Genomic DNA, 24618 nt, shown 5'->3' with positions numbered 1-24618 from the left:
CTTTGTAGTAATATTGTATCTAAATAGGTAAAGAGAATCAGTTATTTTTTAGAAAAATGATTTACAATTATTTCTGACAAAGGATATCAGGAGGTTGAAAATGCGTAAATCTATTATGACAGGAACACTGGCAGCAGCGTTTTTAGCAACAGGATTTGGACAGGTTCATATTGCTGAGGCAGCAGAAAATCCAAAGGCGCCCGTTACAAGAGGAGAATATGTAGTAGAGCTGATTAAGCATCTAGGAGTAGAAGTTGGTGATGGAAAATCGATTACCTTCAAAGATGTTCCTAAAGAATTGGCTCCATATGTAGAAAAGGCAGTAGAGCTAAAATTAATTACAGGAATTAATAAGGATACGTTTGCACCAGACCAACAACTAACAAGGCTTCATGCTTTCGTTATTGCTGGACGCAGCTTGCAAATGGAGAATGCACCGCTATCTACATTAGACAAATTTAAAGATAATAAAAACATCGATACTATGCATAAGCAGGCAATGGCAAATGCAGCAGCAGCGAATATTTTACAAGGCTTTATGGATGGCACAATCCGTTCTACTAAAATTGTGACAGCAGGGCAAATGGCAAATATATTAGACCGCCTGGTGGAAAAACTGCAACCTACACCAGGAACAGAAGATGAAGAGAAAGTAACATTACGTGTATTAGGTACCTCAGATATCCATACAAACTTGGCAAACTATAACTATTATTCGGATAAAGAAGATAATACGATCGGGTTGGCAAATACAGCGGCCCTTATTAAAGAAGCACGGTCCGAGAATGCAAACAGTATTCTTGTTGACAATGGTGACCTGATCCAAGGGACACCGCTTGGGTCCTACTCCGCTCTTAAAAAACCATTACAACAGGGAGAGGTGCATCCGGCTGTAGCAGCCTTAAATATTTTAGGCTACGATGCAGCGACTCTTGGTAACCATGAATTTAACTACGGACTGGACTTCTTAGATGAAGTAATGGATGATGCAGAGTTCGATTGGGTAAACGCAAATGTGCGAAATGCGGCTACCGGAGAAAATTACTTTAAGCCATATACTATTTTAGAGCAGGAAGTCGTAGATGAAGATGGCGATAAGCATGTGATTAATGTAGGAATTACAGGTATTGTTCCACAACAGATTTTAGGCTGGGATGCTATCCATTTGACAGGCAAAGTAACGGTTGATGATCCAATTGAAGCATTAGAATCGACTATCCCTCAAATGGAAGAGGCTGGCGCTGACGTTATTGTTGTGTTATCTCACTCAGGTATTGGGTCTGACACATATGTAAAAGGAACAGAAAATGTAGGTTACCAAATTACGGCCCTAGAAGGTGTGGATGCAGTCATCACAGGACACTCGCATGCGAAATTCCCAGGTGATTATGCAGATTTGACAAACGTTGATTCTGAAAAGGGCACAATCAATGGAACACCGACAATCATGCCAGGTTCTTATGGGTCTTACCTAGGGGTAATTGATTTAGATCTTGAACTAGTAGATGGTGAATGGGTTGTAAACGATGGTACAGGAGAGATTCGTTCAATCGAAGGCGTACAGGCAGATCAAGAGGTGCTTGCAACAGTAAAAGAAGCGCATGAGGGGACAATTGATTATATCCGCCAACCAGTCGGTGAAACAGCAACACCAATCAATAGCTATTTTGGCTTAGTACAAGACACTGCCTCTATTGAAATCATTACTGCAGCTCAAACTGCCTATATCAAGAAGCAAGTAGCAGGTACGGAGGATGAAAACCTGCCGATTCTATCTGCTGGTGCTCCATTCAAGGCAGGCTCACGTGAAAATGCAGCGGATTTTACAAATATTGCTGCCGGTCCATTAGCAATTAAAAATATGGCAGATATTTACCACTTTGACAATACAGTAGCTACTGTGAAGGTAACAGGTGCAGAAGTTATCGAATGGCTAGAGATGGCAGCAGGCGTATTTGCGACAATTGATCCTGCTTCGACTGAAGAGCAAAATATTATCGATGCAGAGGCCCGTTCTTACAATTTTGACGTATTAGATGGCATCACATATGAAATTGATGTGACTTCTCCGTCAAAATATGACCGTCGGGGTGCTGTAGTAGATGAAAAGGCTAACCGTATTAAAAATGTTCAATATAATGGAAAACCAATTGATCTAACGCAGGAATTTTTAGTTGTAGCGAACAACTACCGAGTAGGTGGATCATACGGGGCTACATTTGTGAAGGAAGATAGCTCAAACTTGACGGTCTATGCATATGAAAACCGAGAGGCAATTGTGGACTATATTATTGAAAAGGGTACGATTAACGTAACAGCGGATAACAACTGGAAATTTACAGCGTTCCCTGCTAATACAAACATTATCTTCCGTACTGCGGATGTAGCCAAAAACTATATTCCGGAAGGCAGCAATATCGAATATGTTGGAGAAGATCAAAATGGATTTGGTAAGTTCCGACTAAAATAAACAAAGCTACCCACCTATCGCAGGTGGGTAGTTTTTTTATAATTGAAATAGCATCAATTTTTGAGTTGAAGAAATATATATGCATATGTCCTGCTCTAAAGCTTGCTGCGTCAGGAAGCAGGATATTAGTGGTAAAGGCATTGCCGATCAGCTTTTATTCTTTTATTAACACGGATAAAAAGTGAGTTGCGTATTTGGTACAGGAAAGAGGGTACAAATACACTTTTCTTACATTAATTATGTATATCGATATAAACCGTGATTTGAATATGTTCATCAATAATTGTACCACCCGCTTCGATGAGCGTACTATAGATTAGGCCGAAATCTTTACGGTTAATTACCGTTGAACATGTAAAGCGATGGGTTTCTGATCCCCAATCATTAGGCTCGTTTCCTATGTATAATACATCAAAAAGTACATTTTTTGTGACATTTTTAATCGTTAGATCACCTGTTAGTTGGAGCAGTCCTTCTTCGCCTTGTGTTAGGCTTGTCTTACTGAAATAAATTTTAGGGAATCGATCAGCATCAAAAAAGTCTGCGGATATTAGGTGCTGATCACGTGCTATATCCATTGTTGAAATGCTTGCTACGTCAATTTCAATGTCGATTACACTCCGATGAAGATCTGCTATAGTTGGCGCCTCAATTTTGGCGTTATACGAGGCAAAAGTGCCTTTTACTTTCGAAATCCTCATATGCCGAACGGTAAAGCAGATTTCTGAACGTGCTTTGTCCACAGTAAAAATGGCCATAAAGAATCCTCCTTCATGTCATTATGTAATAAATGATAAATTAAATGGAAAAAACCATCAATATAATAAAAGTATGTATTTATTACAATATAAAGTATTTTTGTATAAAAACGACTTACTTTTTATAACTAAGTGGAAAAAGGGAAATTAGTATAAGAAAGGTGAAGGAAAATTTACTTTCAATTGAAATATCGTTAAAATAAACGAGGTAGAGGTGACCAAAATGAAAGAGACAGCATTATGTCCTCGGCTAGCCAAGGCGATGGAGCTAATCGGCAAAAGGTGGACGGCTTTGATTATTTATCAGTTATTAAGTGGGCCACAACGTTTTAACGCTATTGAGTCTGCTTTGCCAATCAGTGGGCGATTACTTTCGGAACGTTTAAAGGAATTGGAAAAAGAAGGCGTTGTCGAGCGTAAGGTATATTCAGAGGTGCCGGTCCGTGTCGAATATTCTTTAACACAAAAGGGCCGAGCTTTAGAAGGTGCTGTTCGCGAAATTGAAAAGTGGGCACAAAATTGGACGTAAGGAAAGGGAATGGCTTGCATGACAATAGAGAAATGGGTATCGGATTTAGCTCATATTGTAAATCCACAAAGTATTAAGTGTAATGAGTCATTGAAGCAATATACAATGACTAAATTAGGAGGCAATGCGGACATTTTTGTCATGCCCCAAACGGAAGAGGAAGCGCAAAAGGTCGTTCAGTATGCGCATAAGCATCAAGTGCCGTTACTGATGCTTGGTAATGGATCGAATATGGTTGTACGAGACGGAGGTGTCCGTGGGATCGTTCTGCATTTCGCCAAATTGGATCATATTCTCATTGATGGCGAAATAGTTATTGCACAAGCAGGAGCACTTATTAAAGAAGTGTCCAGACAGGTAGCAGCCGAAAGCTTGACAGGCTTTGAGTTTGCTTGCGGTATTCCTGGATCTATTGGTGGAGCAATGGCGATGAATGCCGGCGCTTACGGCGGCGAAATCAAGGATGTTATCATCGATTGCACAGTACTGACACAAGAGGGAGAGCGCCTTGTATTATCGAAGGAAGAACTGGAGTTAGCTTATCGAAAAAGCATTATTACGAAAAATGGTTATTATGTACTGAGCGCAAAATTCCAGTTAGCTAAAGGTGACCAACAAGAAATTGATGCAAAGATTGCGGACTTGACGTACCAGCGTGAATCCAAACAGCCCCTTGAATACCCATCTGCAGGGAGTGTGTTCAAACGCCCGCCTGGTTACTTTGCGGGCAAACTGATCCAAGACAGCGGTCTGCAGGGAAAAGGTGTTGGTGGAGCGGAAGTCTCTACCAAACATGCTGGTTTTATTGTAAATAAGAATAACGCTACAGCGACCGATTATATTGAGACCATTAAAATGGTGCAATATACAGTAAAGGAAAAGTTCAATATTGATTTGGAAATGGAAGTAAAAATCGTAGGCGAGGATGAAACTTTATAAAGTGAAGGTCCGCCACTTGGTGGCGGGCCTTTTTAAAGTGTATGAATAATTGTTCTTTTAAGGGAACAACTGCAACTTTCTTTATAGTAAAAGGAGAAAAAATGAAATTTATTTCGTGGAATGTGAATGGTATTCGTGCTTGTGTGACAAAGGGCTTTCTGGATTACTTTAAAGCGATGGACGCTGACTTCTTTTGTATACAAGAATCAAAATGTCAGGCCGGACAAGTAGAATTGGCTTTGGAAGGGTATCATCAATATTGGAATTACGCTCAAAAGAAGGGGTATTCAGGTACCGCCATTTTTACAAAACATGAGCCGCTAAGTGTTTGGTATGGCGTGGGAGAAGAGGAAACAGAGGCGGAAGGCCGTATTATTACGCTGGAATATAAAGAGTTTTATTTAGTGAATGTCTATACGCCAAACGCCCAGCGAGACCTTGCGCGGCTGCCGTACCGCCTGCAATGGGAAGACCGGCTCGCGCTTTATTTAAAGCAGCTTGATGCAACAAAGCCGGTCATTTATTGTGGAGACTTAAACGTCGCCTATCAAGACATCGACCTTAAAAATGCAAAAGCAAATCTAGGAAACTCAGGGGTCACAATTGAGGAGAGAGGAAGAATGCAAGCGCTGTTGGAAGCTGGCTTCACAGATTCTTTCCGCCACTTCTATCCGGACCGTACCGATATTTATACTTGGTGGAGCTATATGGCAAAGGTACGTGAGCGAAATATTGGCTGGCGTATTGATTATTTTATCGTGTCCAACCGTCTTGTGCCGCAATTGAAAAAGGCCGATATTCATCCTCATGTACTTGGCAGTGATCATTGCCCGATTGAACTTGAAGTAGAAAATTTATGCATGTAAGCAGTAGAATCCTTCGTATATTAGAGGGATTCTACTTTTTTATGGAGAAATTACCTAGTGAGGGGGGATGGTTTCATGAGAAAAAGTAATAAGCTGATACGTGTGGCTATATGGGTATTTGGCGTCATTGCAGGGCTGATCATAATAGCGCTTATTGCATTTAATTTTTACATAGGAAGCTCAAAGCCGATTATTGAAGGAGAACTCACTGTACCGATTTTAGAGAAAGACGTAGAGGTAGTAAGGGACGGAGACGGAGTGCCCCATATTGAGGCGCAGTCAGATGCAGATCTTTATCGTGCACAAGGCTATGTGCAGGCACAGGATCGTCTGTTTCAAATGGATCTGGCAAGAAGGCAGGCAAGTGGGCGGCTAGCAGAGGTGGTAGGAGCAGCTGCTGTTGAAAACGATAAGTTTTTCCGGACGTTTAGCCTGCGGGATGCGGCTGAAAAGTCGTGGGACGGCTATGATGCAGATTCCAAGCAAGTACTGGAATGGTTTGCGGAAGGGGTAAATGCCTTTATTGAGGAGAAGCGGTTGTCTTATGAATTCAAGCTATTAGGGTATGAACCTGAGCCATGGACACCTATTGATTCTTTGACGATTGGAAAATATATGGCCTATGATCTTGGAGGGAACTGGAGTTTACTTGCCTTCCGCCATTGGGCATTAAATAACCTGCCGGAAGCACAAGCAGCGGAGCTGATTGTCGATTATCCAGAAGAGGCTCGCTCTATCATAGAAGCGAATAGAGAAACAGAACTAAAGGTCGCCGATGCATTCCCTATAGAAGCAATTCCCAATGAATTTAATGGCAGTAATAACTGGGTAGTTTCAGGAGGGAAGTCGGAAACAGGTATGCCGCTGCTTGCTGATGATCCGCATCTAGGACTCAGCACACCATCCATTTGGTACCAGATGCATCTGCAATCACCTGAACAGAATGTGAGCGGTGTCATCTTTGCCGGGGTACCAGGGATTATTTTAGGTCACAATGACAATGTTGCATGGGGGGTAACAAATGTTAACCCGCAGGTACAAGATTTATATATAGAAAAGCAAAATCCTGATAATCCACACGAGTTTTTATACGATGGCGAATATTATAAAGCGGATGTACGAGATGAGCCGATTCGTGTGAAAGGTGGAGAGGTTGTAGATTTTGAAGTTGTGGTGACAAAGCATGGGCCTGTCATCTCTGAACTTGTATTTGAGGAAGAACCGGTAGGGGAAGTATTTTCGATGCAATGGACTGCCCTTGAGCCGACCCGGGAGCTGCAGGCAGTATTAGGCTTTAATAAATCACAAAACTGGGAGGACTTTGACCTGGCATTACGTGATTTTATGGCACCTGCCCAGAACTTCGTTTTTGCCGATACAACGGGCACAATTGCTTACCGGGCAAATGGTAACATTCCAATTCGGAAAATAGGGGAAGGAAAGCTGCCGGTACCGGGCGATTCATCAGATTATGGATGGGAAGGATATATTCCGTATGAAGAACTGCCGACAGTCATTAATCCGGAAGAAGGCTATATTGCAACTGCAAATAATGAAATCGTTGGAGAGGAATATCCCTACTATATTACAGATTTTTGGGCGCAGCCGTACCGCTTCGAACGTATCGTCGATCTGCTGGAGTCCAAAGAGAAGCTATCGGTTCAGGATATGAAAGATATTCAAATGGATACCGTCAATTTATATGCGGCTGAGTTCTTACCTCACCTTCTTAAAACAATTAAAGAAATGGATATGGAAGGCAAATATACTGACATCATTGCTTCTTTAGAGTCATGGGATTATAACGAAGTAATTGATGCACCACAGCCGCTTGTCTTTAACTTCTTACTCGAAGAGTTAAAGGAGGCATTGTTCGCTGAGGCAATGCCGGAAGATGTATATATGATGATGCCTGGAAAATATCAAATCATGGATAATATGCTCCGTTCTGCTTACAAAGGAAATGAAGGTGTATGGGTAGAAGAAGCAGGAGGCCTGGAAACGCTTGTATATGGGGCGTTTGAGCAGTCGATAGAAGATCTGAAAGATGCATATGGAGACAACTACGAAAAGTGGGCATGGGGTGATTTCCATCAACTTACATTCAATCACTCAATCTCTTCAGCAAATGACCTAATTGCTTGGTATTTAAACCCTGAGCCACAGCCTGTTGGCGGTTCAAGGACAACAGTTCAGGCAGCAGGAAACCGCATAAATGGTGAAGTTAATCACGGGGCATCATGGCGCTTTGTAGTAGATGTGGGAGACTTATCGAAAGCAGATCATATTGTAGGGCCGGGACAGAGCGGCCATAAAAAATCGGAATGGTACCACGACCAGGTAGATGACTGGGCGGAAGGAATCTATCATACGACAAGAACGGACGGCACCTATGAAAATGCAAATGAGCTTTTATTAAAAGCAAAAAAATAAAAGGTAGCTATGAATGCTTCTTTCGAGTTAATGGGAAGCTGGTCAATCACTAGAGTATATGTAATAAGAACGGGAAGGTTTCATTGGCTAATGCCTTTGAAACCTTCTTTTTTATGTTCAAATAAATGTTTGAATGTTTAGAAAGTATCGCATATACTAATAACAATCAAATCTGCATTTGAATGAGGGGATGAACTTGACTAAAGAAGTGTGTGCAGTAACAGAAATTCATGCGGAAGTAGTAGGACGCGTACAACGGCAGTTGCCTGATTTGTCGAAAGTAGCAGGCTTTCTAAAAGCGCTCGCAGATGAGACAAGGCTGAAAATTACCTATGCATTAACGCTTGAGCCTGCGCTATGTGTATGTGATGTAGCAGAAATTATCGGATCTTCGGTAGCGACTGCTTCCCATCATTTGCGTTATTTAAAAGAACATGGGCTAGCAAAGTCTCATCGCGAAGGTAAGATGATTTATTATTCGCTTGCAGATGAGCATGTATTTCAAATCGTTACAATAGCTTATGAACATTCAAAGGAAGTGGATGAAGATGGCTGTAATAAAGGCGAAACAACAATATAGACTGCAAAATTTATCATGTGCCAATTGTGCGGCAAAATTTGAGAAAAATGTAAAGGGAATTCCGACAGTAGAGGATTGTCAATTGAATTTTGGAGCTGCAAAGCTAACGGTTGTGGGTGAAGTGACGATTGAACAGCTTGAAGCAGCAGGTGCTTTTGATGGAATCAGAGTAACAAAGGCACAAGAACGAGCGAAAAAAGCCATGCCGTTTTATAAACGGAAAGAAAATATATTAGCAGGAGTCTCGCTCTTATTCATTTTTATTGCATTTTCCTTCAGTATTAGCCGGGGAGAAGGGAATCTCGTATCGAATATTCTTTACTTTATTGCCATCATGGCAGGTGGAGTAAGTATTTTTAAAACAGGCCTGCGTAACCTTATACGATTTGAATTTGATATGAAGACACTGATGACTATTGCCATTATAGGGGCTGCGATCATTGGCGAGTGGCAGGAGGCCGCTATTGTCGTATTTTTATTTGCAGTAAGTGAGGCGCTTGAAGCATACTCCATGAACAAGGCGAGGCAGTCTATTGAGCGGCTGATGGAAATTGCTCCCCCGGTAGCAATGATTAAAAGGGGCCACGGCAGCCATTATCATGAAGTAGAAGTACCGACGGAGGAAATTGTAATCGGAGATCTTTTAATTGTGAAACCAGGGCAGAAGATTGCCATGGATGGAGTAGTTATTGGTGGATCTTCAACAGTCAATCAAGCAGCGATTACAGGAGAATCTATTCCGGTAAAAAAAGAGATTGGAAATGAGGTTTTTGCAGGTACCCTTAATGAGGAAGGCGCTTTAGAAGTAGAAGTGACAAAGCTTGCGGCAGATACGACGATTGCAAAAATTATTCACCTTGTAGAGGAAGCGCAGGCGGAAAAGGCGCCGTCCCAAAAGTTTGTTGATCAATTTGCAAAATATTATACACCTCTTATTATGCTAGTGGCGCTGCTTGTTGCTGTTCTTCCGCCGTTTTTCACTGGCGAATGGCAGCATTGGATCTATCAGGGGCTGGCTGTTCTGGTAGTAGGGTGCCCATGTGCCCTTGTTATTTCCACACCAGTAGCGATTGTAACGGCGATAGGAAATGCGGCAAAACAAGGTGTATTGATTAAAGGCGGAGTTTATCTAGAGGAGCTTGCACGTACACAGGCTATTGCCTTTGATAAGACAGGTACTCTCACTAAAGGAAAGCCCGAGGTAACAGATATTAAGGGAGTAAAAAATAGGACTACAGATCAGTTCTTGCGGATGGTTGGTACAGTGGAAAAAAACTCACAGCATCCCTTGGCTGGCGCGATTTTAGAAAAGGTACAAGAATTACAGATTTCATTGGCAGTACCCGCTGATTTCCAATCTGTAACCGGGAAAGGCGCCTACGCTACAGTCGATGGAGTAAAAGTGAAAGTAGGAAGTATTGAGTGGATCCAATCACAAGTTATCCTAGAAGCAGACGTTCAGCGATATGCCGAACAGCTTGCAAGAGAAGGGAAATCGGTTATTGCAGCAGCGACAGAACATGAGTTTCTTGGCATCATAGCAATTGCTGACCAACTGCGTGCTGATAGCAAAAAGGTAATCAATGAATTAACGCAGAGTGATGTGAAAACAATAATGCTGACAGGTGATGCAGAGCTGACAGCAGCAGCTATTGCCAGACAATTAGACTTGACGGAGGTAAGGGCTGCATTACTGCCGGCTGATAAACTTGGAGCAGTGAAGGAATTTCAGCAAGGGTACGGCTCCGTTGCCATGGTAGGAGACGGAGTAAATGATGCACCAGCATTGGCAGCAGCTTCTATCGGTATTGCTATGGGAGGAGCCGGAACAGATGCAGCCCTTGAAACGGCGGATATTGTATTAATGGGAGATAATCTGGAAAAAATACCGGCCATTATCCGTTTGAGCAAAAAAACATTATCTATTATCAAACAAAATATCGCATTTGCACTAGGCTTAAAGGCAATTGCTCTTCTTCTTGTCATACCTGGTTGGCTAACGCTGTGGATTGCTATCTTTGCCGATATGGGAGCAACATTGCTTGTTGTATTAAATTCATTGCGTCTTATGAAAAAGGAGAGTGGAAAATAGTCTGTATAAGTAAATTTATTATTTATTAAAGCAAAGGTCTTTTGAATCTGCTCATGTCACGCCGTACAGTCAGAGAATGGTGTGAAAAACGTACAGAGTTTAAATTGTTCCCTTGAAATTTTTAAAAAAAGGCATTGTGTGGTTGAGTTCTTGTTTTGATAGTTATATGATGAAGTGAACACACTTTAACATAAAGAAAAATGAGGCGAAGGAAATATATGGAGCAACCGTTACTAGTCAATGTTACCGAGGAAATCGTTCGGGGATTGGTAAATTTTTTGCTATATGGTAATGACTATCAGACGTTTTGTCATTGTGAACAATGTATGCTGGATGTGACAGCAATTGCGTTGAACGCGCTCCCTCCTAGATATGTGACATCTCCTCAGTGGCGGGATGTTGTATTTAATGAGATGAACACACCGGAGCATCTAGAGGAAATTAATAAACAAATAATCCATGCGATTCATATAGTAGGGCGCAAACCTAAACATTCTAAATGAGCCGAATTAAGTGCATTCGGCTCGTTTTTGTTTTCAGTTAACTTTTTGCGGGAGATTGTAGTAAACTTATACTAGCATTAGGAAAGTGAGGAGACAGGGTATGCCGACACCTAGTATGGAGGACCACATCGAACAAATTTACTTATTAATTGAGAATAAAGGGTATGCGCGTGTGTCCGACATTGCAGAAGCATTATCTGTTCTACCTTCCTCAGTTACAAAAATGGTCCAAAAATTAGATAAAGACGGATATTTGGTATACGAAAAGTATAGAGGCTTAACACTAACACCTAAAGGGGTAAAATTAGGCAAGCGGCTTGTTCAGCGTCATGAGCTGCTAGAGCAGTTTTTACGCCTCATCGGTGTTGATGAAGACCGGATTTATCAGGATGTCGAGGGAATTGAACATCACTTAAGCTGGAATTCGATCGACCGGATTGCGGATTTAGTTCAATTGATGGAGGAACAACCGGATTTTATGCAAAAACTTGAAAAGATGAAAACACAGCAAAATGTGTAATGAAGGGAACGAACAAATGAATGAATGAATTAAAATCAGGACAAACTGTATCGTTAACTGTATTAGAAGAGCAGGGATCACGCTATATATTAACAAACGGTGATGTTGAGATACCTTTAAACAGCTCTGATGTTACAGAGCCCTTGTCTATTGGTGATCGTGTAGAGGTTTTCTTATTTGCAGACCGCCGGGGCGAGCTGCAGGCAACAACGGTATTACCTGCTGTCCGGCAAGGAGAGTATGGTTGGGCTCGTGTTCTGAAAGTGACACGTGAAGGTGCATATACAGATATCGGTACATCGCGTGAAGTGTTAGTAAAAGCTGAGGATCTTCCTGTTCTTCAGGAGCTTTGGCCGCAGCCAGGGGACCATTTATACATGACATTGCGTGTAGATAGAAACGGGGACTTGTTCGGGCGCCTAGCGACGGAAGAAAAAGTGAATGAGCTATATGAAGGGGCTCTTGAGGATCTGCACAATAAAAACATTACTGCACGTCCATACCGTCTGCTGCCTGTAGGATCATTCTTACTTGGTGTAGACAACCCTTACCGCATTTTCGTTCACGAATCAGAAATGAAGGGTGAGCCAAGGCTGGGACAGGACGTGACAGTACGAATCATCGATGTTAAAGAGGATGGTTCATTAAATGGCTCTCTTTTACCGCGTAAGCATGAGCGTCTTGGAGAAGATGCAGAGAAAATTTTTGCTTACCTCGAAAGTGTAGGCGGAAAAATGCCATTTGGTGATAAATCTTCACCAGAAGAAATCCAGGAAATGTTCGAGATGAGCAAAGGGGCATTCAAGCGGGCGCTTGGTACATTGATGAAAGCCAAGAAAGTCAAACAGCAGGACGGATGGACTGAAATTTTATAAGCAAGAAAAGCAAAAGGCAGATAGGATAAAATGAATCGCAACCTTTTGCTTTTTTTTACGTATGTATTATCTGAAAGGGGAGGTTTCTTATTATGAAACAAAAATATGTATCGCTTATGCTGGCATTCGTACTGGCGGTATTCGCTGTCATACCGATGCAGGCATTGGCGTCAGTCAGTGAAACAAAGGCTGTTAATGAAAAACTTGGTGTACCGATTGTCGTATATGGAGCAAATCTTTCAGAAACAGAGAGGGAAATGGTAAAAACAGCCCTTCGTATAAATGAGGAACCAGAATTTGATGAAATTACGGTCTCAGGGGAAGACCTCATAAAATATATTAAAGATAGTAATGCAAGCTCTCGTATGTATTCTTCTGCAAAAATAACACGCCAGGATGAGGGAAAAGGGCTTGTTATCAGCATTGTGACACCAGAGAATATTACGCAGGTTACGGCTGAAATGTATGCAAGTGCTATGTTGACAGCCGGTATTGAGGATGCGATTGTCGAGGTAGCTGCGCCAAAGCCAGTAACAGGTCATTCAGCACTCGTAGGAATTTATAAGGCATATGAAGCTAAAACAGGTGAAACATTAGATATTGAACGTACGGATGTAGCTAACGAGGAGCTTTCTGTAGCGACAACTATTGCAGACAGCGGTAATGTTTCAGAAGAGAGAGTGGCCGAGCTATTGACTGAAATCAAGAAGGAAATTGCCGAAAAAGCTCCGGCAACAAAAGAAGAGGTTCAGCAAATCGTAGATGATCAGCTTTCTAGATTTGAAATCAATTTAAGCGAGCAGGATCGACAACTATTAGTAGACTTAATGGATCAAATTCGTAATTTGGATATCGATTTTTCAAAGTGGTCTGATCAATTATCTGATTTAAGTCAAACAATCGAGGAGAAGTTCGGAAGTATTAGTGATTTAGTACAGGACGAAGGTTTCTGGCAAAATGTAAAGAACTTCTTTACAAATTTGATTGATACAGTTTCCTCTTGGTTTAGTTCAGAGAATGATACACAAACAGAATAATAGAGTAATGCTCACTAGTATTTATTAGTAGTGGGCATTTTTTCATTATGATATATTTAAAAAAAGGAGGGATAGGTAATGGAATTCACTTTAAATAAGTCGGGTACTCATAACGCCTTCGAGCATGTGAAGGATGGACAACGGTTGGCAGAAATCACATGGGTGGAAACTGGCGGCATCATGACGATGGATCACACGTATGTGTCTCCTGATTTGCGCGGCCAAGGGGTAGCCAAAAAACTGTTGGACCAAGCCGCTAGTTATGCGCGGGAAAACAATCTTAAAATGAATGCAACTTGTTCATATGTTGTAGTAGCGTTAGAAAATAGTGATGAATACAATGATATAAAAGCATAAGTACGATAGACATAAATAAAGGGCAAAGCGTTTTAACGCTTTGCCCTTTATTTGCTGATCTAGAATATTACTGTATAGATGAACATCGTTAAAATACCTGCAGCACCGACGAAGCTAGTAACTTCCTTCCAATCATATGTGATATCTTTACTTTTAAACATGTTCATCTCTCCTTTTCGTTTCGTATCAAGATATTAATATATGCCCTTTCGATTATTCCTTTAAACAGTCTATAGGCAATTACACCGCAAAAACTTGATAAACAATGAATAAAAGGCAGCGGTATATACAAGTTTTGGACCTAAATAAATGCGTTCCAGAGTATTTCATTATTACTTAGGGTCACGAAATAATGTTTAAAAAAAGGGAGTGAGGGTAAATATTCCACATAATAAAGATGTGGAGGGATTGGCATGGCAAAGTTAAAAGGTAAAGGCGTCGTAATTGCAGGATTAGTAGCGGGTGCTGCTTCATATTTAAGCAAAAAAGAGAATCGTGACAAGGCGATGGATTATTTTAATCAGCTAAAAGGAAAGGCAAACCAATTCCAACAGGATAACGGAGGCATCCAAGGGTTGGTAAGTAAAATGACAAATCCAGCAGATGCAACACATACACAAAACGTGCCAAATAAATCTGTAGAAGAAACAATGGCGACAGACCATACGAATAAAAAGGTTTCACCGTCGGAAATGGCTGCGACAGGTAATGACGGGCATGTGGATGAGTCATTAACAGACATTGCGACAACAGCAGCCGAACCAGTAGACCTTGTACTTGAGGGTAACCATATGGTCGATGAAGGAGCGCAAACAACTGTTCATCATTTTAATGAAGAACAGGATCCTAAAGACTCTAAAAATAAGAAGCATCATTAACAACAAAAAAGAAATGGGTATTCCGATGAGGAATGCCTTTTTTGTGTCTTTAGCAGAATAGGTGATAAAAGTATAGTTAAACAAAAGGAAAGCCCAACAAACTTTAGTTTGTTGGGCTTTAAAAAGAATTACGCTTTTGTAGATTCTTTTTTCATTGTTTTGTTGTTAGCAAGATTTACATGCCAAGAAAGAGCTTCCTCTAGGAGGTGAGGAGTTTGTGCATTACCAGTTGCTTCAACAGCACGGTTATAGTAATCCCATAATTGTTCTTTAAAGTCTGGGTGAGCACAGTTTTCGATGATTAGAGGTACACGCTCTTTTGGAGCAAGACCACGTAAGTCAGCGATTCCTTGTTCAGTTACGATTACATCTACATCATGCTCAGTGTGGTCTACGTGAGAAACCATTGGTACGATTGAAGAAATCGCGCCGCCTTTAGCGTATGATTTCGTTACAAAGATACCAAGACGAGCGTTACGAGCGAAGTCACCAGAACCACCGATACCGTTCATCATTTTTGTACCTGAAACGTGTGTAGAGTTTACGTTGCCATAGATGTCCAACTCAAGTGCAGTATTGATAGAAATTAAGCCTAAACGACGGATTACCTCTGGGTGGTTAGAAATCTCTTGTGGACGTAGGCAAATTTTATCAGCATACTTTTCAAGGTTGCCATATACTTTTTTCTGTAACTCTTCAGTAAGTGTAATAGAAGTAGCAGCAGCAAATTTAACTTTACCAGCATCGATCAGGTTGAATACAGCATCCTGAAGTACTTCAGAAGCGACAACCAGGTTCTCGAATTCTGAATCAGCAAAGCCATCAAGTACAGCATTGGCTACAGAACCTACACCAGATTGCAATGGCATTAATTCATTTGTTAGGCGACCAGCTTTGATTTCATCACGGAAGAAATCAAGAAGGATGTTTGCCATGTCCTGTGTTTCCTCATCTGGAGGAACAATTAATGAAGGCGCATCTGGCTCTTCAGAAATAACGATTGCTTGGATTTTAGCTGGATCTACGCGAATACCGATTTCACCAATACGGTCGATTGCATTCGTCATTGGAATAGGCTCACGTGAACCTTGTTCACCAGGAATATAGATATCATGGATACCAACTAATGATTCTGGATGTGAGATGTTCAATTCAATAATGATATTCTCAGCATATTCAGCGAAAATTGGCGAGTTACCAACAGAGTTTGTTGGAATGATTAAGCCATCTTCAGTAATTGCTACTGCTTCAAGAATTAAATGTTTGATCGGTCCGATAATACCTTGACGAACTAGTTCAGCGTTATGTGAAAGGTGAGCGTCTACATAAGTTACATCACCTTTGTTGATTAAACCACGGATTACAGCATCGCCTTGGAAAGGCCCACGCTTATTAATTGCACCAGCAGCAGCTAGGTAGTTATCTACTTCTGGTCCTAAAGAAGCGCCTGTGTAAACATCGATTTTAACTTGCTCGTTTTTTGCACGTTCTGCCAATGCCATTGGAACTACTTTTGCATCTCCAGCACGAGTAAATCCAGACATCCCTACAACTGTGCCATCTTGGATTAATGCAGCAGCCTCTTCTGCAGAAACGATTTTATCTGCTAATTGTTTTAAACCTAAGCGTTTCTCAACTCTTGGATCCATACTGAAATCCTCCCCTAAATTAAGTTTAATAAAGTTAAATTATTTTCGGAAAATTGTGTAAGAATTTTCTGTTTATTTGATAGATTGATTGTTCAACCGTTCAGCATGATAATATCACTAAATTGTCACATTTTCTTTATGTTGTGCATGAAAGTGCTTAAAAAGCGTTTTAAAGAGAAAAAAAATGAATTTTCGATTTCTGAAGGAATTTGAAGCAGAAAAAAGAAGATAGAGGTATGACAGAAATATACAAAAAGCCTTTTGTACACAGTACAAAAGACTTTTTGTGAGAAAAGTAAAATATTATTAATTAGAAACCAAGTGAACGGCGGAAATAACTAGCATAACGCTGTGAAACTGGGATTCGTGTCCCATCTTTCATAATTAATAAGAAAGTGGAGTGTGAATCCGGCTGAATTTCATCAATGTAATCAATATTCACAATGTAAGATCGGTGGCAACGAATAAATGAATCAGGAGCCAAGAATAATTCGAGGTCACTTAAGTTTAGGCGGTGATAACCTTCACGGCTCATTGTCTTGACGAATGTTTTACGAAGCTGCGTTTCTAGATAAATTACTTGATTATGTTTGATTGGATACCAGCAATCATCAATTTTCACAGTAATGTAGTTTGTTAAGAATGGTGATGGCTTTTGAGGGAAAATGGCTGTAATAGCACCTTTTGCTTCGCCTTCATCAATTAAAGGGATACTCATGCCGAAATATGGTACGCCAAATACATCAGGCTCGATATATGTGCTGATCTTTTGACCATATGTTAAGGCTTTATGGGCAGCTGAGCCTTCCTTTACAGGGTCACCCGGTTTGATTTTTAAGTCTACTTTTTTGCTTGGCTGATAGTATAAATATTCATTTGTATCTGAGATGGCAATAGACGTGTTCTCAGGGAAGAATTCTTTAATGACTTCCATAATTTCTTCAATTTGTTTCGGATCCAATTTATAACACCTCTTTTAAGGATTTTAAATCATTTATCTTTTATTTTACTACATATTCATAGAAATTAAATAGATAAGATTTAGGATTAATGGACACAAATTTATTGTTAATTCATTTCAAATAAAAATGTATGAAAATTTCGGTGAAAAGGAATTTACTTATTTATTTCCTTTTTATTCATTAGTTATTCAATATCTGTAACATACTTTTTAGGTATAAACAGTATTCCAGCAGTCTTACTACCTAGTTGTGAGATTTTTGTACTATATAGCTGGTAAAATAAAGTTGAAAAAAAATCGCAAAATATGGTAATATTCACTGTAGTTAGTAAGAGACATCCTAAATGGGAAATTTTAGTTATACAAAGTATTTAACATCTTATAAGCCAAAAATATCGAAATAATAGTAATTAAGTATTTTCGTATCTTATTTTTCGGTATATATTATTAACATGAGAATGTTATATTTTGTAAAAAAATATGCGGCGAGCATTTATAAGAAAGATGGGGTAATCTATGCAACTACATCAACATTCAATATCTGAAACGATTTCAAAAAGATACTTCCAGGAAATCGATAACATTAACCAATATCAAGGGATTGAAGATTTTTTTAATATTGAATCGAAGCTGTTGTTCGAGATTTATCATTTAGAAGCGGCAAAAGCAAAAAAATCTCTACATGAAATCATCGATATTTTATCCATCCGTTTTGGAAAACAGGTAATTAAAGTCGTACGGCATTATTTTATTATTTTATCTTCTATTGTAGCGCGAAAGCTTTTGGATAACCAAGTTCCCTCCAAAAAAGCATTTGCCTTCAATCTAGCCTGTGCAGATATGATTGAGAATAGAATGAAGGATGCAGAGTTTTTACAATTTGCAGATGATCTAATTGATTTCTACGTATACTTCATTGCGGACAGGAAGCAACCTACATTCCGTCATCAAACAGTAAACAAAGTGATTATGTATATAAATGATGAACTGGAAAACGATCTGACAGTTGAGAGCATTGCTGCAAACTTCCATATCAGTACAAGCCATTTATCAAGGATTTTTCGTGAACATGTAGGGATTACGCTAGTAGAATATTTGAATGTTCGCCGGGTAGAAGAATCTCAGTATTACTTACGTCATACTAATAAGAGCATCACTTCCATTTCTGATCAGTTCCATTTTTGTAACCAAAGCTATTTTACACGTATTTTTAAAAAATATACAGGCGTGACACCTAAACATTTCCGTGACGAATTACATCATGAGTTTTATCGTTTTGAAATTGGTGAACCAGAGTACCAAAAAGTATAAATTACAAAGGTCCTGCTTTAACCGGTAGGGCTTTTTAATTGTTACGGAAACCCGGTATTTCTGGTTTTAAATCATTTCCAGGTTACAGCGTCTGTTCTGGAAGATCCAGCCTGCTCCGTACCGCTTCGTAACAACATGCTTGCCAGAAATCTCTATTGATTGTTTATGCTAAGCAAGGGCTTTGGCGTTTTTGTTCTTTTCAAGTTGGCGTAGAGGGCTCCATTCCTGTATACTTCAACTGTAAAAACAATGAGAAGGTGACAAAATGAAACATCTTAAATTAGGTGGAATGTTAATTGGTGTTCTTTTAGTATTAACGGGCTGCCAATCTGTTGAGAATGAGGAAGGTTTCTTCTATAGCCTATTTGTAAGGCCAATGGACTTCCTGCTAGATTTCCTAGGGAATACGGTATTTAACGGAAGCTATGGACTAGCAATCATCGCCATTACAGTAGTGATACGCCTGATTCTAATGCCGTTTATGCTGAAGAATTATCGTAATCAGGCAATTATGAAATCCAAAATGGATCTTGTGAAGCCAAAGATGGAAGAGATTCAGGCTAAGATGAAGGCTGCGGAAAAGAAAGAAGACCAAATGGCTCTTCAGCAAGAGATGCTTAACTTGTATCGTGACCACGGCATTAATCCATTAAATATGGGATGTTTGCCGATTTTAATTCAGATGCCGATTATTATGGGATTATATTTTGCGATTCTTTACTCAGCAGATGTAAAAACACATGAATTTTTATGGTTTAATTTAGGTTCTCCTGATATTATCATGACGATTGTGGCAGGTATTATTTATATGGTACAGGCACAAGTTTCGCTATGGACAGTGCCGGAAACTCAAAAGCAGCAGATGAAGTGGATGATCTACATTTCACCGATTATGATTGTCATCATTTCATTTACTTCGATGGCGGCATTGCCGCTTTACTGGTCAGTCGGTGGATTTATTCTAATCGTTCAGACATATATTGGCCGCAAATTCTTCTCAGATGCACCTGAAGCGAAGTAAGGAGTTTTAAAATGAATGAAAAAATAATTTCCGTAGTACTAGTAACCATCTCAAGCTTGCTTGCCTTATATTTTGTCATTGTGGGAAACTTTGAGCTGGCTGTTCTATTTTTAACGATTATGTTCATCTTCACAAACTTTTTTCGTTATCGGAGCTTCAAGCAAAAGGGAATGGAAAGAGAAGCAAAATGGATGCGGAACACCTCATTCTTTTTTGCGTTGTTAGCTTTGATAGTGCTTTATACTGTTGTAGCAGGTTAATTAGAAGGAACGTTGTAATACACTAAAGACAAGAGTAGCAACCCGCTTTCTCTGCCGGAGAAGGGGAAAGAGTTTATCTCCGCTTATCTTTATTTATAAAGGAATCTCTTATGGTCTTTAAGAGGTTCCTTTTTTAACGGATAAGTGTATGAAAATAGACATGATCCTGAATTTTTTGTGTAGGGATTTAATTTTTCTAAAGGTAAATGGAACGTAAAGGTGTTAGAATAAGAGTATTGTTTAAGAAAGTAGGCGCAATATGAGAAAATCAAGAACGAATCGACAAAAGAGTAATAAGCCGATTGTAATAGGCAGCATAATAGTAGCGATTTTGATACTAATTTCAGTAGGCGTTTATATATATAGAGATACACTTTTTACAGGGGAAGATAAGAAAGAGACGGAGACATCTGCGGGAGTGGAGCAATCAGATAAACCTAAAAGTAATAATGAGTCTTCCGCTGTCCAAACACCTGATGAAAAGAAAGAGGAAAAACCGACCTTTGAAATTGGAGAGGGAGGTTATCCCGTAGATGTAAAGGAAGCTGAGGAACCTACTTATATTGATGGCGTATTAATTGCAAATAAAAAATATCCGCTTCCGAAGGATTTTGATCCAGGAGAAAACCCGGAAGCTAGAGCAGCGCTAGATCAAATGGCGGCTGATGCTAAAAAGGCTGGTTTTGAGCTTGTTGCCTTTAGTGGTTATCGATCCTATGAATATCAAACGCAGCTCTATACAAACTATGCGAATCGGGACGGTAAGGAAGCGGCAGACCGCTACAGTGCGCGCCCAGGTCATTCTGAACACCAAACGGGACTGGCTTTTGATATTGGAGAAAAAGGACAGGAAGATTTATGGCTGACAGAAGAGTTCGGCGAGACACCTGCTGGCAAATGGCTAGTAGAGAATGCACATAATTATGGCTTCATTTTACGTTTTCCTGAAGGGAAGGAAGACGTGACGGGTTTCATGTATGAATCTTGGCATTTCCGTTATTTAGGGGAAGATGTGGCTGAGAAAGTACATCAGACAGGTTTGACGTTAGAAGAATATCTAGGAATAGAATAATGAAAGGCCGCTTTATAAGCTGAACTGCTTATCAAAGCGGCCTTTTTAATGATCATTACTAAAATAGTACCCTGTAAATTATAAAAATAAGAGCTTTGACATTCAGATAACATCAAAGTTCATTGTGTGCTGAAATCCTCTCCGATAGAGAGTAATTTTTTTGTGCTCAGCAGCGTATAAGATTTTATATAAAGCTGTGTGTGGACCTGCTTTTAATGTTTATCTAGCTCTGCACTTTTATAAAATAGGAGATAAAAGGCGAGAAATTGATTCTTTAAATTTTACGAGAGGTGAGCGATTTTGGTAGGTTTCCATTGTTAGCTCCTTACAGTCCAAAATATCTTTCTCAAAAACTTCCGCTAAGTTATGAGAAATATCAAGGTCATAAATAAATGCGTTCACTTCAAAATTTAAACTAAAGCTTCTTACATCGATATTGGCCGTACCAACTGTGGAAACCTCATCATCTACTACAATCATTTTGGCATGTATAAAGCCTTTATCATAATGATAAATTTTAGCCCCTGCTTCCAGTAACTGTCCTACATAAGAGTATGTCGCCCAGTAGACGAAAGGATGGTCCGGCTTGTTAGGAATCATAATTCGTACATCAATACCCGATAAAGCTGCAATTTGAAGGGCATCTAAAAACGTATAATCTGGGATGAAGTATGGAGATTGAATGTAAATGTACTTTTTAGCATTCATGATCATTTTTACGTAAGCATTTTTAATGCCTGCATACGCAGTATCCGGTCCACTTGATACAATCTGTAGAGCCACATCCCCTTTTTGCGGTATGGCAGGGAAATAGCGTTCTGAATAGCTAATTCGATGACGCAGGCTGGCCTGATTCCAATCTAATAGGAAACGGGTTTGTAACGGATGAACAGCACTGCCCTCAATCCGTAAATGTGTATCTCTCCAGTAACCGAACTTTTTCTTTAACCCTAAATATTCATCACCTACATTAAAGCCTCCCGTATAACCGATACGCCCATCAATAACGGCGATTTTCCGATGGTTGCGGAAATTTAAACGAGGGTTGATTAGAGGAAGGATAGAGGGAAAGAAAATTTCCACTTCGCCACCGACTTCTAGCAGCTCTTTAAAGTGCCGCTTTTTCACACCCCTGGAGCCCATTTCATCATATAAAATCCTTACCTTCACACCCTGTTTTGCCTTTTTTATTAGTGCATGTAAAATGCGCTGTCCTAAATTGTCGAGCTTGAAAATATAATACTGAATGTGAATGTGGTCCTTTGCAGTTAGAATATCCTCGATCAATGCTTCAAATTTCTCATTACCATCATCGTATATAGCAATAGCATTATCCTGTGTAAGTACTGCATAGTTAGTCGTTAAATTCATATAGATAAGATCCTGGAAATTTTCAACATGATGGTCACGAAACTCAAGTTTACCCTCTTTAAGTGCATCAATCTGATAACTAATTAGCTTCTCGATACCGATATCTTTTCTGCCTTCCCACCGGAACAAATGCTTTTTCCTAAGTTTACGCCCAAGAAGTAAGTATAAAACGAATCCGGCCACAGGAAGGAAAAACAGGACGAGAATCCACGCCCAGGTAGATGAGGCGTCTTTTCGTTCTAAAAAAATAATTGTCATGGCAAATAAGATATTTAGTGTAATAATTAATAAGGTAAGTGCACTATTATCAAATGAAAATGTCATTTGATCACCTTCTTTCTTCTATCCTCAATCCTTATCTTATCTTATTTCTTGGGTAAATACATGGATTTCTAATAGAGTCAATAAATAAAACCTTTTGGCGCTGCTCATGTCCTACGCAAAAAGGTTAGAGGGTTAGTAGTCTTCTAAGTAAAATAAAATATCCGTAAAATTACAGGTTTCAAGATGCTTATGGCTGATGAAAAATTTGACTACACCGGAATCTCCCCACATGATTCCCTTTGCATCATCAGACACGATTTGCAGAAGGAGGGTATCATACTTTTGCATGGAGGGTCTTTCGGCTCTAGGGTCTTCTGCTATAAAATAGGGGTAGCCGCCAATTTTATGTTCGGCGCTTGAAAAGTGCTGTAAATAAACCTCATTAAAAGGTTGCTGTTCAATATCGGTAAACTGTTCTGCAAGCTCTATAGAAATAAAATGATGCAGCCTATAATCTGTTGCAGAAATGGGCTCTACTTCCTTAGAAAATTCCAGGGATAATTCATGATCAATCGGACATTGAGGTACAATCGAATAATTTTGAAAAGAAGAGTTTTGTAAATAGGAAAAGTCCGTTATTAAATCATCTGTGGTGATGACAGGGAAGTATCGGACTTTAAAAAAGCTTGGAGGTACACAACCATTCGCTCCCAAGGCTTGTTGATAAATGAAGGGCGATATGAAAATTTGCAGTAGCCCGTCTTTAGGAAAAGGAGCAGGAAAGGCCGCTTCTGAAAAATTGATTTGAGCAAGTAGTATCATATATTTGCCTGTATCGTCTCTAGGGTGACTGGCTCCCCTTGGCAAATAAGGATAGCCGCCGAGTTTACTGTTTGTAATATAAGGAGCTTCCCTCTGGGCATGAACTTTCATGTATTCCACAGCAGATTGTTCTAAAATATGCCGAAAGCCTTCAAACTGCGTGGGTAGCGAAAGTGTTTTTTGTATCATAAAAATTCCTCCAACTGATGGTTATTCATTTGAAAAGACTTTAGCAGGGAAGGTAAAGAGGTGTATGCTCCTATACATTCCACCATTTATTGTAAGTAAACATCCTTAAGTTAGGTACAAAACGCCTTGGCAATCAGCGAGGAGACCTAAAAGTGAAAGTAACTTAGGAGGTAAAGGTCTTATCATGAAAGCTTTTAAAATAATATTTATGTTAGTAAAATAGGCATTTCTAAAAAGATATAAATTAAAAAGGCATGCATCATAAACCGCAATGCTTTTAACCCTTACTATACACTGTTTTGCACTATTTTATACATTTATCTAATGATAGAAGAGAGTATTTAGTAAGGTAGCTGCTCAGCCCCATGAACTGTGGCAAACCTTCGATCAGTAGTAGGTTTTGCCGCACAATGTGTACTGATAATAATGGTGTTATGTGAATATAATCACGTCAGGTCTCATCTCTAGTAAGACGTATCGATTCTTTAATTTCCAGGGAAATCCTGATGTTTAGTAAGCCCGAATAAATAGAGATTAAGAGAGTGTGAGTGACTCAAAATATATAGCTTTTGTTTTAAAGGAGAGAGCTGAAATGATAAATCGTTATGTATCTTTTTGGGTTTTTATGATGGCAGAAGAATCATCATGCTAGTTAATCTCCAATCTCTATGTGTCTTGCTTTAAAAAATGAAATAGTAGAAAAAGGCATGCAATCATGAAAAGTAAACAGAAATAAGCAAGTATTTTACAGAACTTGTTTCCCGTTATAATAGCAATGAACAATTCCTTATAAAAAAGGAAAATAGAGTTTGTTTTCTTAAGAATGGCGGATATAAATTTGATTCCTATCCATTTCTCTAG

The 24618-nt window shown here is 39.6% G+C and carries 22 protein-coding genes; 17 read left to right on the top strand and 5 right to left on the bottom strand.

The window, feature by feature from the left end; all coding sequences use genetic code 11:
• Positions 1-100: 100 nt before the first annotated feature.
• Complete coding sequence (locus AA0Y26_RS20795) at positions 101-2470, top strand: bifunctional 2',3'-cyclic-nucleotide 2'-phosphodiesterase/3'-nucleotidase (RefSeq protein WP_413363911.1); 2370 nt, start codon at positions 101-103, stop codon at positions 2468-2470.
• 233 nt (positions 2471-2703) lie between these two features.
• On the opposite strand, the gene AA0Y26_RS20790 is transcribed toward AA0Y26_RS20795, so the two are convergent.
• The gene (locus AA0Y26_RS20790; protein WP_413363910.1) at positions 2704-3228 is read right to left on the bottom strand and encodes a YceI family protein; all 525 of its coding nucleotides are present in this window, start codon (positions 3226-3228) and stop codon (positions 2704-2706) included.
• Between the two features lie 223 nt (positions 3229-3451).
• Between AA0Y26_RS20790 and AA0Y26_RS20785 the strand changes: the two genes are divergently transcribed.
• From AA0Y26_RS20785 to AA0Y26_RS20730, 12 genes are all read left to right on the top strand, one after another.
• Positions 3452-3757, top strand: a complete 306-nt coding sequence (locus AA0Y26_RS20785; protein ID WP_413363909.1) for a winged helix-turn-helix transcriptional regulator — start codon at positions 3452-3454, stop codon at positions 3755-3757.
• Between the two features lie 18 nt (positions 3758-3775).
• Positions 3776-4696 (top strand): UDP-N-acetylmuramate dehydrogenase, encoded by a 921-nt coding sequence (gene murB / locus AA0Y26_RS20780; protein ID WP_413363908.1) that lies wholly within the window; start codon positions 3776-3778, stop codon positions 4694-4696.
• 101 nt (positions 4697-4797) lie between these two features.
• Complete coding sequence (locus AA0Y26_RS20775; RefSeq protein ID WP_413363907.1) at positions 4798-5562, top strand: exodeoxyribonuclease III; 765 nt, start codon at positions 4798-4800, stop codon at positions 5560-5562.
• Between the two features lie 75 nt (positions 5563-5637).
• Positions 5638-7995 carry a penicillin acylase family protein gene (locus AA0Y26_RS20770; RefSeq protein WP_413363906.1) on the top strand — a complete coding sequence of 786 codons (2358 nt, stop codon included), beginning with the start codon at positions 5638-5640 and terminating at the stop codon, positions 7993-7995.
• Between the two features lie 196 nt (positions 7996-8191).
• Positions 8192-8575 carry an ArsR/SmtB family transcription factor gene (locus tag AA0Y26_RS20765; protein ID WP_413363905.1) on the top strand — a complete coding sequence of 128 codons (384 nt, stop codon included), beginning with the start codon at positions 8192-8194 and terminating at the stop codon, positions 8573-8575.
• Entirely contained in the window at positions 8544-10667 is a 2124-nt protein-coding gene (locus AA0Y26_RS20760; protein ID WP_413363904.1) for a heavy metal translocating P-type ATPase, read from the top strand. Before AA0Y26_RS20765 ends, AA0Y26_RS20760 begins: the two co-directional genes overlap by 32 nt.
• 218 nt (positions 10668-10885) lie before the next feature.
• Entirely contained in the window at positions 10886-11170 is a 285-nt protein-coding gene (locus tag AA0Y26_RS20755) for a late competence development ComFB family protein (RefSeq protein WP_413363903.1), read from the top strand.
• Positions 11171-11270: 100 nt separating this feature from the next.
• Positions 11271-11690 carry a transcriptional regulator MntR gene (gene mntR, locus AA0Y26_RS20750; RefSeq protein ID WP_413363902.1) on the top strand — a complete coding sequence of 140 codons (420 nt, stop codon included), beginning with the start codon at positions 11271-11273 and terminating at the stop codon, positions 11688-11690.
• A gap of 20 nt (positions 11691-11710) precedes the next feature.
• On the top strand, positions 11711-12565 hold the full coding sequence (locus AA0Y26_RS20745; RefSeq protein WP_413363901.1) for a S1 RNA-binding domain-containing protein: 855 nt from the start codon (positions 11711-11713) through the stop codon (positions 12563-12565).
• Positions 12566-12657: 92 nt separating this feature from the next.
• A complete protein-coding gene (locus AA0Y26_RS20740) occupies positions 12658-13602 on the top strand; it encodes a DUF1002 domain-containing protein (protein WP_413363900.1) in 945 nt (314 codons plus the stop codon).
• A 78-nt stretch (positions 13603-13680) separates the two neighbouring features.
• Positions 13681-13959 carry a GNAT family N-acetyltransferase gene (locus AA0Y26_RS20735; RefSeq protein WP_413363899.1) on the top strand — a complete coding sequence of 93 codons (279 nt, stop codon included), beginning with the start codon at positions 13681-13683 and terminating at the stop codon, positions 13957-13959.
• 413 nt (positions 13960-14372) lie between these two features.
• Positions 14373-14837 (top strand): 3-oxoacyl-ACP reductase, encoded by a 465-nt coding sequence (locus AA0Y26_RS20730; RefSeq protein ID WP_413363898.1) that lies wholly within the window; start codon positions 14373-14375, stop codon positions 14835-14837.
• Positions 14838-14965: 128 nt separating this feature from the next.
• Here the strand turns inward: AA0Y26_RS20730 and AA0Y26_RS20725 are convergent, their stop codons facing one another.
• On the bottom strand, positions 14966-16486 hold the full coding sequence (locus AA0Y26_RS20725; RefSeq protein ID WP_413363897.1) for a succinate CoA transferase: 1521 nt from the start codon (positions 16484-16486) through the stop codon (positions 14966-14968).
• A gap of 310 nt (positions 16487-16796) precedes the next feature.
• Positions 16797-17447 (bottom strand): LytTR family DNA-binding domain-containing protein, encoded by a 651-nt coding sequence (locus AA0Y26_RS20720; protein ID WP_413363896.1) that lies wholly within the window; start codon positions 17445-17447, stop codon positions 16797-16799.
• Positions 17448-17963: 516 nt separating this feature from the next.
• Between AA0Y26_RS20720 and AA0Y26_RS20715 the strand changes: the two genes are divergently transcribed.
• The 4 genes from AA0Y26_RS20715 to AA0Y26_RS20700 all read left to right on the top strand — a co-directional run bounded on the left by AA0Y26_RS20715 (position 17964) and on the right by AA0Y26_RS20700 (position 21111).
• Positions 17964-18758 carry a helix-turn-helix transcriptional regulator gene (locus AA0Y26_RS20715; RefSeq protein WP_413363895.1) on the top strand — a complete coding sequence of 265 codons (795 nt, stop codon included), beginning with the start codon at positions 17964-17966 and terminating at the stop codon, positions 18756-18758.
• A gap of 265 nt (positions 18759-19023) precedes the next feature.
• Positions 19024-19779: a membrane protein insertase YidC gene (gene yidC, locus AA0Y26_RS20710; RefSeq protein ID WP_413363894.1), complete on the top strand. Its 756-nt coding sequence runs from the start codon at positions 19024-19026 to the stop codon at positions 19777-19779.
• A gap of 11 nt (positions 19780-19790) precedes the next feature.
• The gene (locus tag AA0Y26_RS20705) at positions 19791-20039 is read left to right on the top strand and encodes a hypothetical protein (protein ID WP_413363893.1); all 249 of its coding nucleotides are present in this window, start codon (positions 19791-19793) and stop codon (positions 20037-20039) included.
• A 259-nt stretch (positions 20040-20298) separates the two neighbouring features.
• On the top strand, positions 20299-21111 hold the full coding sequence (locus AA0Y26_RS20700; protein ID WP_413363892.1) for a D-alanyl-D-alanine carboxypeptidase family protein: 813 nt from the start codon (positions 20299-20301) through the stop codon (positions 21109-21111).
• A gap of 237 nt (positions 21112-21348) precedes the next feature.
• On the opposite strand, the gene cls is transcribed toward AA0Y26_RS20700, so the two are convergent.
• Both cls and AA0Y26_RS20690 read right to left on the bottom strand, forming a co-directional pair.
• The gene (gene cls / locus AA0Y26_RS20695; RefSeq protein WP_413363891.1) at positions 21349-22806 is read right to left on the bottom strand and encodes a cardiolipin synthase; all 1458 of its coding nucleotides are present in this window, start codon (positions 22804-22806) and stop codon (positions 21349-21351) included.
• A 132-nt stretch (positions 22807-22938) separates the two neighbouring features.
• Complete coding sequence (locus AA0Y26_RS20690) at positions 22939-23757, bottom strand: YwqG family protein (protein ID WP_413363890.1); 819 nt, start codon at positions 23755-23757, stop codon at positions 22939-22941.
• Positions 23758-24618: the final 861 nt, after the last annotated feature.

It is taken from the genome of Lysinibacillus canaveralius (genome assembly GCF_047301505.1).
Classification (GTDB): Bacteria; Bacillota; Bacilli; order Bacillales_A; family Planococcaceae; genus Lysinibacillus_B.
This window is presented reverse-complemented; position numbering and strand designations above follow the sequence as displayed.